At 64.4% G+C, this 11,852-nt stretch carries 15 protein-coding genes and 1 pseudogene; 12 read left to right on the plus strand and 4 right to left on the minus strand.

All coding sequences use genetic code 11. The annotated features are described in order from the left end of the window. The coding region (argS, locus tag ACQKPE_RS04950) for an arginine--tRNA ligase (protein WP_427663725.1) at window positions 1-912 on the plus strand (912 nt) is incomplete at its 5' end. Between the two features lies 1 nt (window position 913). Next, window positions 914-1,606, plus strand: a complete 693-nt coding sequence (locus tag ACQKPE_RS04955) for an SPOR domain-containing protein (RefSeq protein WP_427663727.1) — start codon at window positions 914-916, stop codon at window positions 1,604-1,606. A gap of 51 nt (window positions 1,607-1,657) precedes the next feature. Here ACQKPE_RS04955 and ACQKPE_RS04960 read toward each other — a convergent pair whose 3' ends face one another. After that, window positions 1,658-2,077 (minus strand): NINE protein, encoded by a 420-nt coding sequence (locus ACQKPE_RS04960; RefSeq protein WP_427663728.1) that lies wholly within the window; start codon window positions 2,075-2,077, stop codon window positions 1,658-1,660. 157 nt (window positions 2,078-2,234) lie between these two features. On the opposite strand from ACQKPE_RS04960, the gene ACQKPE_RS04965 reads away from it, so the two are divergent. Next, entirely contained in the window at window positions 2,235-2,870 is a 636-nt protein-coding gene (locus ACQKPE_RS04965) for a C40 family peptidase (protein ID WP_427663730.1), read from the plus strand. A 108-nt stretch (window positions 2,871-2,978) separates the two neighbouring features. Here the strand turns inward: ACQKPE_RS04965 and ACQKPE_RS04970 are convergent, their stop codons facing one another. Further along, window positions 2,979-3,977: a type IV pilus twitching motility protein PilT gene (locus ACQKPE_RS04970; protein WP_427663732.1), complete on the minus strand. Its 999-nt coding sequence runs from the start codon at window positions 3,975-3,977 to the stop codon at window positions 2,979-2,981. A 65-nt stretch (window positions 3,978-4,042) separates the two neighbouring features. On the opposite strand from ACQKPE_RS04970, the gene ACQKPE_RS04975 reads away from it, so the two are divergent. From ACQKPE_RS04975 to ACQKPE_RS05015, 9 genes are all read left to right on the plus strand, one after another. Further along, window positions 4,043-4,729, plus strand: a complete 687-nt coding sequence (locus tag ACQKPE_RS04975) for a YggS family pyridoxal phosphate-dependent enzyme (protein ID WP_427663734.1) — start codon at window positions 4,043-4,045, stop codon at window positions 4,727-4,729. A 36-nt stretch (window positions 4,730-4,765) separates the two neighbouring features. After that, window positions 4,766-5,584, plus strand: coding sequence for a pyrroline-5-carboxylate reductase (gene proC / locus ACQKPE_RS04980; protein WP_427663736.1), 819 nt, complete (start codon window positions 4,766-4,768; stop codon window positions 5,582-5,584). 10 nt (window positions 5,585-5,594) lie between these two features. Then, window positions 5,595-6,185, plus strand: a complete 591-nt coding sequence (locus ACQKPE_RS04985) for a YggT family protein (protein ID WP_427663737.1) — start codon at window positions 5,595-5,597, stop codon at window positions 6,183-6,185. An 88-nt stretch (window positions 6,186-6,273) separates the two neighbouring features. Beyond that, complete coding sequence (gene metX / locus ACQKPE_RS04990) at window positions 6,274-7,413, plus strand: homoserine O-succinyltransferase MetX (protein ID WP_427663738.1); 1,140 nt, start codon at window positions 6,274-6,276, stop codon at window positions 7,411-7,413. A 7-nt stretch (window positions 7,414-7,420) separates the two neighbouring features. Beyond that, entirely contained in the window at window positions 7,421-8,041 is a 621-nt protein-coding gene (gene metW, locus ACQKPE_RS04995) for a methionine biosynthesis protein MetW (RefSeq protein WP_427663740.1), read from the plus strand. A gap of 26 nt (window positions 8,042-8,067) precedes the next feature. Beyond that, window positions 8,068-8,502 carry a DUF4426 domain-containing protein gene (locus tag ACQKPE_RS05000; RefSeq protein WP_427663742.1) on the plus strand — a complete coding sequence of 145 codons (435 nt, stop codon included), beginning with the start codon at window positions 8,068-8,070 and terminating at the stop codon, window positions 8,500-8,502. Continuing rightward, window positions 8,499-9,095 (plus strand): RdgB/HAM1 family non-canonical purine NTP pyrophosphatase, encoded by a 597-nt coding sequence (rdgB, locus tag ACQKPE_RS05005; RefSeq protein WP_427663743.1) that lies wholly within the window; start codon window positions 8,499-8,501, stop codon window positions 9,093-9,095. Before ACQKPE_RS05000 ends, rdgB begins: the two co-directional genes overlap by 4 nt. Continuing rightward, window positions 9,092-10,285, plus strand: coding sequence for a radical SAM family heme chaperone HemW (gene hemW, locus ACQKPE_RS05010; RefSeq protein WP_427663745.1), 1,194 nt, complete (start codon window positions 9,092-9,094; stop codon window positions 10,283-10,285). Before rdgB ends, hemW begins: the two co-directional genes overlap by 4 nt. A 9-nt stretch (window positions 10,286-10,294) precedes the next feature. Then, window positions 10,295-10,621: a DUF3392 family protein gene (locus ACQKPE_RS05015; RefSeq protein WP_375099941.1), complete on the plus strand. Its 327-nt coding sequence runs from the start codon at window positions 10,295-10,297 to the stop codon at window positions 10,619-10,621. Between the two features lie 171 nt (window positions 10,622-10,792). Here ACQKPE_RS05015 and trmB read toward each other — a convergent pair whose 3' ends face one another. Together trmB and ACQKPE_RS05025 are read right to left on the minus strand one after the other, a co-directional pair. Continuing rightward, the gene (gene trmB, locus ACQKPE_RS05020; protein ID WP_427663747.1) at window positions 10,793-11,515 is read right to left on the minus strand and encodes a tRNA (guanosine(46)-N7)-methyltransferase TrmB; all 723 of its coding nucleotides are present in this window, start codon (window positions 11,513-11,515) and stop codon (window positions 10,793-10,795) included. Window positions 11,516-11,524: 9 nt separating this feature from the next. After that, window positions 11,525-11,758 (minus strand): annotated as a pseudogene (locus ACQKPE_RS05025) (thiazole synthase); the annotation flags it as partial. Between the last annotated feature and the right edge of the window lie 94 nt (window positions 11,759-11,852).

Genomic DNA, 11,852 nt, shown 5'->3' on the forward strand with positions numbered 1-11,852 from the left:
GTCACGGGCGATGCGGTAGACGCCATCGGCCGGGCGAAAGTCCAGGCAACTTTCAATGAAGTGTTTCCACTGTTCGACGCTTCTCGGATCGTGCAAAAGGCCGACGGCGGCTACCTGTACGCCACCACCGACCTGGCCGCCGTGCGCTACCGCAGCAATGTGCTCAAGGCTGACCGCGCCCTGTACTTCGTCGACCAGCGTCAGGCGCTGCACTTCAACCAGGTGTTCGAAGTGGCCCGCCGCGCAGGCTTCGTCGGTCACCCGATGCAGATGGAACACATGGGCTTCGGCACCATGAACGGCGCCGATGGCCGCCCCTTCAAGACCCGCGACGGCGGCACCGTCAAGCTGATCGACCTGCTGAACGAAGCCAAGGAGCGCGCCTACGCGCTGGTCAAGGAGAAGAACCCGACCCTGGCCGAGGACGAGCTGCGTCACATCGGCGAGGTGGTAGGCATCGGCGCGGTGAAGTACGCCGATCTGTCCAAGCACCGCACCAGCGACTACAGCTTCAACTTCGAACAGATGCTCAACTTCGAAGGCAACACCGCGCCTTACCTGCTGTATGCCTACACCCGCGTGGCCGGCGTATTCCGCAAACTGGACAAGGGTTTCGACGAAGTCGATGGGCAGATCGTGCTGCAAGCCGCCCACGAGCAGGACCTGGCTGCGCGCCTGGCGCAGTTCGACGAAACCCTCAATAACGTGGCCGACAAAGGCACCCCGCACGTGCTGTGCACCTACCTGTACGACCTGGCCGGCCTGTTCTCCAGCTTCTACGAGAACTGCCCGATCCTCGCCGCCGACACCCCAGCGCAGCAGCAAAGCCGCCTGCGCCTGGCTGCACTGACCGGCCGTACCCTCAAGCAGGGCCTGGAACTGCTCGGCCTGGAAACCCTGGAGCGCATGTAAGTTGGCTGCCAAGAAAAAACCCGCACCAAAGCGCGGTGCAAGCCGCTACCAGGCGCCGGCCAAACAGCCGATCCCGGGCTGGGCGTGGCTGGCGGTAGGCCTCACCGTCGGCGCCTTCATCGTCTTCCTGATGAAGCTCGAACCCGGCGGCGACGATATCAAACGCGCCAAGCCCGAGCAGCAGAAGCCGGCCAAGGTCGCCGAGGCGGAAAAATCCACCTCGGCCCAGCAGCCGGTGAAGCCGAAGTACGACTTCTACACCCTGCTCCCGGAATCCGAGGTGATCGTGCCGCCCGAGGCCGTGCCGGAGAAGACTCCGCCGGTGCCGGCAGTACCCACCACCCCGGTGACCCCGGCCGAGGCGGCCAAGATCGACACCGCCCGTGCCCAGGCGGCGCTGCTGGGGCAGACTCCACCACCCGCGCCTCCGGTGATCAAGCCTGCGGCAACCACGCAGTTCTTCCTGCAGGCCGGCTCGTTCCGCAAGGAGGCCGATGCCGACAAGGTGCGCGCGCAGATCATCCTGCTGGGCCAGGTGGTGAAGGTGGAGTCCGGTACGGTGAAGGACGAGACCTGGTACCGCGTGTTGGTCGGCCCGTTCAGCAACCGTGAACAGCTGACCGTGGCGCAGAAGCAGCTGGCGGGGGCTGGGTTCAGCAACCTGCTGTTACAGCAGCGACAGACGCGCCAGTAATGAAAAAGGCCTTGCCGGTGAACCCGACAAGGCCTTTTTACTTCAAGGGCCTTAACGACGCCCGGCGTTGACCTCCGAAACCTGGCTATTCAGGGTCCAGAAGTCATACAGCACCCCCACCAGGAACAACCCGCCCGTGAAGAAATAGATCACCGCGGTGATCCACTTGCCCATGTACAGCCGGTGCACGCCGAAGATCCCCAGGAAGGTCAGCAAGATCCAGGTGATGCTGTAGTTCACCCGCCCCGACTGGAAGCGCATGTCGGCCTCGCGGTCCATGGACGGGATCAGGAACAGGTCGATCAACCAGCCTATGCCCAGCAGCCCCAGGGTGAAGAACCAGATCGTCCCGGTGATCGGCTTGCCATAGTAGAAACGGTGCGACCCCAGGAAACCGAAGATCCACAGCAGGTAGCCAATGGCCTTGCTGTGGGTGTCGTGATAAGGCGCACCCTGTTGATAAGTGTTCATTCATGGACCTCTCGGGTTAGCCGAAAATTTTCTAAGAAGAAATGTGACTTTTTCATTTTGAGCCGACGGGCGGCCTTGGGCAATCGACCAGTGGATCAAAATGTGAACAAAAAGCTGTTATAAAGTTGCGCGCCAACACCTATAAAGAGCTTCAACTATGCCGCCTTTGATCAAGACATGGCTGACCCTCTGCCTATTGTTACCCCTGGCCGCCCACGCCACCAATCGTGAGCAACGACTTCCCAACGGTTTCACTGGCTACACCACCAACGCCAGTGCCACTGTAAACCGCACACCCGTCAAGCAAGCGGTAGTGCGCAACCGCCCGGCCAATGCCGCGAAGAACCACGAACTGCAAAAAGTGGCGGCGATGTCGCCCAAGCAGAGTAGTGAGGTGCTTAGCCGTGCCGTGAATGAACTCGGCACGCCCTACCGCTGGGGCGGCAGCACGCCTGGCAAGGGCTTCGACTGCAGCGGCCTGGTCAAATATGCCTTCAATGATGTCGCCAATGTCGACTTGCCCCGCACCTCCAATGCCATGGCCCAGGGCCACGGCGTGAAAGTGGCGCGCAGCGACCTGCAGCCGGGCGACCTGATTTTCTTCAAGATCAAGAGCCGCCGCGTGGATCACGTGGCTATCTACCTGGGCAACGATCGCTTCATCCACGCGCCGCGTACTGGCAAGAACGTCAGCATCGACAGCCTGGAAAAGCCCTTCTGGCACAAACGCTATGTGGTGGCCAAACGCGTGCTGCCGAAGGAGCAAGAGGCGCTGCGCCTGGCCAAGCGCTAAATCAAAATACCGCGGTGCCTGGCACGGGCTGCGCCCGTGTTCGCGGCCAAGGCCGCTCCTACAGGTACAGCGCGGAACCTGTAGGAGCGGGCTTGCCCGCGAAGAGGACTAGTCCATCTTAATGATGCCTTGGGCGGCCAATTCCCCCACAGCCGCCTCCATCGTAACCATCCCCTGCGCTGCGCCCATCTGCATCACCGACGCCAACTGCGCCATGCGCCCTTCGCGAATCAAATTGCGCACCGCAGGCGTGGCCACCAGCACCTCCCGCGCCGCCACACGTCCACCGCCGACGCGCTTGAGCAGCCCCTGCGCCACCACCATACGCAACGAGTCCGCCAGCATGCCACGCACCAAGGCTTTCTCCTCGGCGGCGAACACCTCCACCAACCGGTCGATGCTGCCCACCGCTGAACGGGTGTGCACGGTGGCCAGCACCAAGTGCCCGGTTTCCGCAGCGCGCAACGCCAGGCGGATGGTCTCCAGGTCACGCAGCTCGCCAATCATGATCACGTCCGGGTCCTGGCGCAGGGCGCTGCGCAGGCCCTGGGCGAAATCACGGCTGTCGCGGCCAACCTCGCGCTGGCTGACCAAGCTGCGCTGACTGGGCTGAAGGTATTCGATCGGGTCTTCGAGCGTGACGATATGCCCGGCGCGCAGCCGACCCAGCTGGTCAATCAGCGCAGCGAGGGTGCTCGACTTGCCGCTGCCGGTCGGCCCGCCCACCAGCACCAGGCCGTCGCGGTACCCGCACATCAGCCGAAACACCTCTTCCAGGCCCAGCGCCTCGATACCAGGGGTGCTCGAGGGAATCAGCCGCAGGCTCACCGCCAGGCCTTGCCGCTGGCGGAACAGGTTCGCCCGAACCCGCCCCACACCGGGCACACTCAGGCCCAAGTCGAGCTCATCGCAGCAGGCCCAGCGGCTGGACTGTTCATGATCGAGAAAACGGGCCATGCCCTCTTCCAAGGCTTGCGACGTCAGTTGCGGCAGTGCCAGGCGTTGCAGTTCGCCGTCTACACGCAGCAATGGCGGCTCCCCCGCAGCCAGGTGCACATCGGAAGCGCCCGCGCCAAGTGCGCGGGCCAGCAGGTCGGTCACATCCATGAGACTCCCCAAAGGCCATCAAGCAGGTAGAATGCCGCAAACTCTTTCACCGCCGGCAGCGACCCATGTCCACCATAGCAGACAACCTTGGCGCCCTCGCCGCCCGCATAGACAGCGCGGCAAAGGCCGCTTCACGGGCCTCCGACAGCGTCCAGTTGCTGGCCGTGAGCAAGACCAAGCCGGCCAGCGCCATCCGCGAGGCGCATGCCGCCGGGCTGCGCGACATGGGCGAGAACTACCTGCAAGAGGCCCTGGCCAAGCAGGAGGAACTGCGTGACCTGCCCTTGATCTGGCACTTCATCGGCCCCATCCAGTCGAACAAGACCAAGGCCATTGCCGAACACTTCGACTGGGTACATTCCGTGGACCGCCTGAAAGTCGCCCAACGCTTGTCCGAGCAGCGCCCTGCGGGCCTGGCGCCGCTGAACATCTGCCTGCAGGTGAATGTCAGCGGCGAGGCCAGCAAGTCCGGTTGCTCGCCCGCTGAGCTGCCAGCCCTGGCCGCATCGGTCGCCAGCCTGCCCAACCTGCGCCTGCGTGGCCTGATGGCCATTCCGCAACCCACCGATGAGCGCGCCGAACAGGAAGCCGCCTTCGCCCGCCTGCGCCAGTTGCAGGAAAGCCTGGGCCTGGGCCTGGATACCCTGTCCATGGGTATGAGCCACGACCTGGAAGCGGCGATCGCCCAGGGGGCGACCTGGGTACGTATCGGTACCGCGCTGTTTGGCGCCCGTGACTACGGGCAGCCCTGATCCATGTTCTACTTTCTTTTTCCTTAAGGACCCGACATGAGCAAGACGCGTATTGCCTTTATCGGCGCCGGCAACATGGCCGCCAGCCTGATCGGTGGCCTGCGTGCCCAGGGCCTCGACGCCACGCAGATCCGCGCCAGCGACCCGGGCAGCGACACCCGCGAACGCATCAGTGCCGAGCACGGCATCGAAACCTTCGCCGACAACCGCCAGGCCATCGATGGCGCCGACGTGATCGTCCTCGCCGTCAAGCCGCAGGTCATGAAGGCCGTGTGCGAGGCCCTGCAGCCGCACCTCGTGCCGGGCCAACTGGTCGTCTCCATCGCCGCCGGCATCACCTGCGCCAGCCTGCAAACCTGGCTGGGGCAGATTCCCGTGGTGCGTTGCATGCCCAACACCCCGGCGCTGCTGCGCCAGGGCGTGAGCGGCCTGTACGCCACCGGTGAAGTCACCCCGGCACAACGCGAGCAGGCCGAGCAACTGCTGTCGGCCGTGGGCACCGCCCTGTGGCTGGGCGAGGAACAGCAGCTCGATGCCGTCACCGCCGTGTCCGGCAGCGGCCCGGCGTATTTCTTCCTGCTGATCGAAGCCATGACGGCGGCGGGTGAAAAGCTCGGCCTGCCGCGCGAAACCGCCTCGCAACTGACCCTGCAGACCGCGCTGGGCGCCGCACGCATGGCGGTGGCCAGCGATGTCGAGGCCGCCGAGCTGCGCCGCCGCGTCACCTCGCCGGCCGGCACCACGGAAGCGGCGATCAAATCTTTCCAAGGCAACGGTTTCGAGGCCATCGTCGAGCAGGCGCTGCAAGCCGCAGCCACCCGCTCTGCCGAGCTGGCCGAACAATTGGGCAAATAAGGAGCTGTCGATGAATGCACTGTCCGGCGCCGCGATCTTCGTGGTGCAAACCCTGGTCAGCCTGTACCTGGTGATCGTCCTGCTGCGCTTCGTACTGCAATTGGTCAAGGCCGATTTCTACAACCCACTGTGCCAGTTCACGGTGCGCGCTACCCAACCGCTGCTCAAGCCGATTCGTCGCATCATCCCCAGCATTGGCGGGCTGGACACTTCGTCGCTGCTGCTGGCGATCGTCATCCAGGCGCTGCTGATGGCCTTCGTGCTGATGGTCAGCTACGGCACCTTCGGCGACGTCCTGTACCTGCTACTGTGGGCCATCATCGGTATCACGTCGCTGTTCCTGAAGATCTTCTGGGTGGCGATGATCGTCATGGTGATCGTCTCGTGGATCGCGCCGAACAGCCACAACCCCGCCGCGGAACTTGCCTACCAGATCAGCGAGCCGGTGCTGGCGCCGTTCCGCCGCCTGATCCCCAACCTGGGCGGCATGGACATCTCGCCGATCTTCGCTTTCCTGGCGATCCAGGTGATCCAGTCGTTCGTCATGCCACCGCTGGCGGCCTACGCGGGCATGCCACAAGAGCTGTGGCGGATGATCTGACCCGAGGCGCTCCTGGTGGCAAGCCTTTGCTTGCCGCTGGGGGTGGTGCTCTTTAGACTTACGCCTCCGTCAAGCGTGAGCAGGGTCGATGTCCACTGTCCTTCCCGAAGATTCCGTCGGCCTGGTAACCCCCCAGGTCGCCCGGTTCGAAGAGCCCCTGGCCCTGGCCTGTGGCCGCGCCCTGGCCAGCTACGAGCTGGTCTATGAAACCTATGGCACCCTCAACGCCAGCGCCAGCAATGCGGTGTTGATCTGCCATGCGCTGTCCGGCCATCACCACGCCGCCGGCTACCACAGCCCGGACGACCGCAAGCCAGGCTGGTGGGACAGCTGCATCGGCCCCGGCAAGCCGATCGACACCAACCGCTTCTTCGTGGTCAGCCTGAACAACCTGGGCGGCTGCAATGGCAGCACCGGCCCGAGCAGCACCAACCCCGCCACCGGCAAGCCCTATGGCGCCGAGTTCCCGGTATTGACCGTGGAAGACTGGGTACACAGCCAGGCACGCCTGGCCGACCGCCTGGGCATCAGCCAGTGGGCGGCAGTGGTCGGCGGCAGCCTGGGCGGCATGCAGGCCCTGCAATGGACCATCACCTACCCCGAGCGCGTACGCCACTGCGTCGACGTGGCCTCGGCGCCCAAGCTCTCGGCACAGAACATCGCCTTCAACGAAGTTGCCCGCCAGGCCATCCTCACCGACCCCGAGTTCCACGGCGGCTCGTTCCAGGACCAAGGCGTGGTGCCCAAGCGCGGCCTGATGCTGGCGCGCATGGTCGGCCACATCACCTACCTGTCCGACGACTCGATGGGCGAGAAATTTGGCCGCGAGCTGAAAAGCGACAAGCTCAACTACGACTTCCACAGCGTCGAGTTCCAGGTCGAAAGCTACCTGCGCTACCAGGGCGAGGAGTTCTCCGGCCGCTTCGATGCCAACACCTACCTGCTGATGACCAAGGCGCTGGACTACTTCGACCCGGCCGCCGCCAAGGGCGGCGACCTGTCGGCCGCACTGGCCCACGTCACGGCGAACTACTGCATCATGTCGTTCACCACCGACTGGCGCTTCTCGCCGGCACGCTCCCGGGAAATCGTCGACGCCCTGCTGGCGGCGCGCAAGGACGTCTGCTACCTGGAGATCGACTCTCCCTACGGGCACGACGCCTTCCTGATCCCCACCCCGCGCTACATGCAGGGTTTCGCGAACTACATGAACCGCATCGCCATCTGAGGACCGCATGAGAGCCGACCTGGAAATCATCCACGACTGGATCCCCGCCGGCAGCCGGGTACTCGACCTGGGCTGCGGCAACGGCGAGTTGCTGGCTTCGTTGCGCGACCGCAAGCAAGTCACCGGCTACGGGCTGGAGATCGACGCCGACAACATCGCCTCCTGCGTGGCCAAGGGCGTCAATGTCATCGAGCAGGACCTGGACAATGGCCTGGGCAACTTCGCCAGCAACAGTTTCGACGTGGTGGTCATGACCCAGGCCTTGCAGGCGGTCGAGTACCCCGACCGGATCCTCGACGAGATGCTGCGCGTAGGCCGCGAGTGCATCATCACCTTCCCCAACTTCGGCCACTGGCGCTGCCGCTGGTACCTGGCCACCAAGGGCCGCATGCCGGTGTCGGACTTCATGCCCTACACCTGGTACAACACCCCGAACATCCATTTCTGCACCTTCGAAGACTTCGAGAACCTGTGCCACGAGCGCCGGGCCAAGGTGCTCGACCGCCTGGCCGTCGACCGCCTGCACCGCAACGGGTGGGGCGGCCGGCTTTGGCCTAACCTTCTAGGTGAAATCGGTATCTATCGGGTCAGCAGCCCAGGGTTGCAGGAGCACCACGTCGCGGTCTGACCCGCTTATCCAGAAGGAGTGGCACCATGCGTCGTCTCGCAATGTTCCTGTTCAGTCTGTGCCTGGCCTTGCCGGCATGGGCCGCCGATGCCGCGCGGCCCGATCGCAAGGAAGTGTTCGGCGACGTGACGGTGCACTACAGCGCGTTCACCTCGAGCATGTTGCAACCGCAAGTGGCTGCCGCCACGGGGCTGACCCGCAGCAAGAACCAAGGCGTGCTCAACATTGCCGTGCTCAAGGGCGGCAAGCCGGGCATGGCGGTGGTCAGCGGCACGGTGAAGGACCTCACGGGGCGCAGTGCTCCGCTGTCGTTCAGGCAGATTAGCGACCAGGGCGCGGTGTACTACATCGCCCAGTTCAAGATCGCGCAGCCGGAAACCCTGACGTTCGAGCTCAACGTCGAGACCGGCGGCGTCAGTCATACCTTAAGCTTCAACCAGGAAGTGTTCCCAGGCGAATGATGAATTTCCAACAACTCGTATTGGCCAGCCATAACGCCGGCAAACTCAAGGAGCTGCAAGCCATGCTCGGCGGCTCGGTGCAACTGCGCTCGGTGGGCGAGTTCAGCCAGGTGGAACCCGAGGAAACCGGCCTGTCGTTCGTCGAGAACGCCATTCTCAAGGCCCGCAACGCGGCCCGTTTATCCGGCCTGCCAGCGCTGGCTGACGACTCGGGCCTGGCGGTGGACTTCCTCGGCGGTGCGCCGGGCATTTATTCGGCGCGCTATGCCGAGGGCAAGGGCGATGCGGCAAACAACGCCAAGCTGCTCGACGCGCTGAAGGATGTACCGGCCGAGCAGCGTGGCGCGCAGTTCGTCTGCGTGCTGGCTCTGGTACGCCATGCCGATGACCCACTGCCGATCCTTTGTGAAGGCATCTGGCCGGGGCGCATCCTCTTCGAGGCCAGCGGCGAGCATGGCTTCGGCTACGACCCGCTGTTCTGGGTGCCGGAGCGCAACTGCTCCAGCGCCGACCTGGCGCCTGTCGACAAGAACCAGCTCAGCCACCGCGCCCGCGCCATGGCCCTGCTGCGTCAACGCCTGGGCCTGGCATGACCGAACAGCCGTCCCTCCAGCTGCGCCCGTCTGGCGCGGCTGGCCTGCTTCTGCCCGAGCTACCACCGCTGGCGTTGTACATCCATATCCCCTGGTGCGTGCGCAAATGCCCCTACTGCGACTTCAACTCCCACCAGGCCGGCCCGAGCCTGCCGGAAGCGGAGTACGTCGACGCCCTGCTGGCCGACCTTGACCAGGAGCTGCCTGCCGTACAGGGCCGCCTGATCAGTTCGATCTTCTTCGGTGGCGGCACCCCCAGCCTGTTCAGCGCCGACGCCCTGGGCCGCCTGCTGCGTGGCGTAGAGCAACGTATCGGGTTCGAGCCGGACATCGAGATCACCCTTGAGGCCAACCCGGGCACGTTCGAGCAGGAGAAGTTCAAGGCCTATCGCCAGACCGGTATCAATCGACTGTCCATCGGCGTGCAGAGTTTCCAGCCGGCCAAGCTGGAGAAGCTTGGGCGCATCCACAACGGCGACGAAGCGGTGCGCGCCGCCGGCATGGCCCGCGCTGCGGGCTTCGACAACTTCAACCTCGACCTGATGCACGGCCTGCCCGATCAATCACTGGACGACGCCCTGGCCGACCTGCGCCAGGCCATCGAGCTGGGGCCGACGCACCTGTCGTGGTACCAACTGACGCTGGAGCCGAACACGGTGTTCTGGAACCAGCCGCCGGAGTTGCCGGAGGACGACATCCTTTGGGATATCCAGGAGGCCGGGCAGACGCTGATGGCCGAGCATGGCTATCGACAGTACGAGGTCTCGGCCTATGCCCAGGCCGACCGCGCCGCGCGCCACAACCTGAACTACTGGCGCTTCGGCGACTTCATCGGTATTGGTGCCGGTGCACACGGCAAGCTGTCGTTCCCGGACGGGCGCATCCTGCGCACCTGGAAGACCCGCACGCCGAAGGACTACCTGAACCCCGCCAAGCCGTTCAAGGCCGGCGAGAAGCTGCTGCCCGCCGACGAGCTGCCCTTCGAATTCCTGATGAACGCCCTGCGCTTGACCGATGGCGTGGAAGCCGAGCTGTTCACCCAACGCACCGGCCTGCCCCTGGTGCAGCTTGCCGAGGCACGCCGGGCAGCCGAACAAAAGGGCCTTTTGCAGGTCGAACCGAATCGCCTGGCGGCCACGCCACGGGGCCAGCTGTTCCTCAACGACCTGCTGCAGTATTTCTTGAATTAAGGATGACCCATGGACCTGGTACTTGACCTGCTCTCGACCGTTTCCCGCTGGAGCCGCAGCAACCTGTCGGAGATTTCCCTGGCCTTGGTAGGCTGCCTGCTGGTGCTGTTCGGCACCGATATCAAGAGCTGGGTCGAAGGCCGCCTCGGCAACCTGGCCGGCGCTCTGCGTGTGCCGTTCATGGCCTTGCTGGTGATGATCGGCAGCGGCGCGGCGCTGATCTATGCCACGCCATGGGTGGTGAAGGGGCTGAGCCAATTCAACAACTATGCGCTGGCTCCGGTGTTGCTGGTGGTGCTGGTGTTGATCGGCGTGGTGGCCGATCGGCGGGGGTGATTCTATTGACGCGACCAAAACGTCGCCGCAAGATCTTTTCGTGATTGTTTCCAGTGCTGTGTAGGCCTAGGCCTCGTAACCCGAAGCCCGCATAAAAAAACCGCCCTTCACAAGGCGGTTTTTTTCGCCTGCACTCAGGCAGACCAGAAGCTAACGCTGAACGAAAGCAGCTCAGCTTACCTTCTCGAACTTCAAATCCCACACCCCATGCCCAAGGCGTTCGCCACGGCGTTCGAACTTGGTGATCGGGCGCTCTTCAGGGCGCGGTACATAGGCACCATCAGCGGCCTGGTTGCGGTAACCCGGCGCCACCTTCATCACCTCCAGCATGTGCTCGGCGTAGGGTTCCCAGTCGGTGGCCATGTGGAACACGCCGCCCACCTTAAGCTTGCGGCGCACCAGCTCGGCGAACTCCGGCTGCACGATGCGGCGCTTGTGGTGGCGCGCCTTGTGCCACGGGTCGGGGAAGAACAGCATCAGGCGGTCGAGGCTGTTGTCTGCCACGCAGCGGTTGAGCACCTCGATCGCATCGCAGTCGTACACCCGCAGGTTCTTCAGGCCTTGGGTCAACACGCCGTTGAGCAACGCGCCCACACCTGGGCGGTGTACTTCTACGCCGATGAAGTCCAGCTCGGGCGAGGCGGCGGCCATCTCCAGCAGGGAGTGGCCCATGCCGAAGCCGATCTCCAGGGTGCGCGGCGCCGAGCGGCCAAACACCTGGTCGTAGTCCACCGGGCTTTCGGCCAGCGGCAGGATGAACAGCGGGCCACCCTGCTCCAGGCCGCGCTGCTGGCCTTCAGTCATGCGGCCAGCGCGCATCACGAAGCTCTTGATGCGGCGGTGCGGGCGGTCTTCGCCTTCGGGGGTGCTAGGCGTTTCTTGCGATTCAGTCATCAGGGGCTCTTACTTGATCAGACCTTCCAGCGGCGACGAGGCGCTGGCATAGAGTTTCTTCGGCATGCGGCCGGCCAGGTAGGCCAGGCGACCGGCCTCAATGGCGTGTTTCATCGCCTGGGCCATCAACACCGGCTGCTGGGCGTGGGCGATGGCCGAGTTCATCAGCACCGCCTCGCAGCCCATCTCCATGGCGATGGTGGCGTCGGACGCCGTGCCCACGCCCGCGTCGACCAGCACCGGCCTGGTCTACCTGCCATTGCACCAGTCGCAGACCCTGTCTGTCGGGAGCGCACCATGAATTCATCGAAGCTGAGCAAACCCGCTCCGTTCCTGC

Origin of the sequence: Pseudomonas sp. NPDC089554 (assembly GCF_050280645.1) — a bacterium.
Lineage (GTDB): Bacteria > Pseudomonadota > Gammaproteobacteria > Pseudomonadales > Pseudomonadaceae > Aquipseudomonas.

Bases quoted from the DNA above. Each gene is read 5' to 3' on its own strand.
- ACQKPE_RS04975 (WP_427663734.1), top strand. From the start codon at position 4,043: ATGTCCACCATAGCAGACAACCTTGGCGCCCTCGCCGCCCGCATAGAC.
- ACQKPE_RS04970 (WP_427663732.1), bottom strand. From the start codon at position 3,977: ATGGATGTGACCGACCTGCTGGCCCGCGCACTTGGCGCGGGCGCTTCC.
- trmB (WP_427663747.1), bottom strand. From the start codon at position 11,515: ATGACTGAATCGCAAGAAACGCCTAGCACCCCCGAAGGCGAAGACCGC.
- ACQKPE_RS04960 (WP_427663728.1), bottom strand. From the start codon at position 2,077: ATGAACACTTATCAACAGGGTGCGCCTTATCACGACACCCACAGCAAG.
- ACQKPE_RS04965 (WP_427663730.1), top strand. From the start codon at position 2,235: ATGCCGCCTTTGATCAAGACATGGCTGACCCTCTGCCTATTGTTACCC.
- proC (WP_427663736.1), top strand. From the start codon at position 4,766: ATGAGCAAGACGCGTATTGCCTTTATCGGCGCCGGCAACATGGCCGCC.
- metX (WP_427663738.1), top strand. From the start codon at position 6,274: ATGTCCACTGTCCTTCCCGAAGATTCCGTCGGCCTGGTAACCCCCCAG.
- hemW (WP_427663745.1), top strand. From the start codon at position 9,092: ATGACCGAACAGCCGTCCCTCCAGCTGCGCCCGTCTGGCGCGGCTGGC.
- metW (WP_427663740.1), top strand. From the start codon at position 7,421: ATGAGAGCCGACCTGGAAATCATCCACGACTGGATCCCCGCCGGCAGC.
- ACQKPE_RS05015 (WP_375099941.1), top strand. From the start codon at position 10,295: ATGGACCTGGTACTTGACCTGCTCTCGACCGTTTCCCGCTGGAGCCGC.
- rdgB (WP_427663743.1), top strand. From the start codon at position 8,499: ATGATGAATTTCCAACAACTCGTATTGGCCAGCCATAACGCCGGCAAA.
- ACQKPE_RS04985 (WP_427663737.1), top strand. From the start codon at position 5,595: ATGAATGCACTGTCCGGCGCCGCGATCTTCGTGGTGCAAACCCTGGTC.
- ACQKPE_RS05000 (WP_427663742.1), top strand. From the start codon at position 8,068: ATGCGTCGTCTCGCAATGTTCCTGTTCAGTCTGTGCCTGGCCTTGCCG.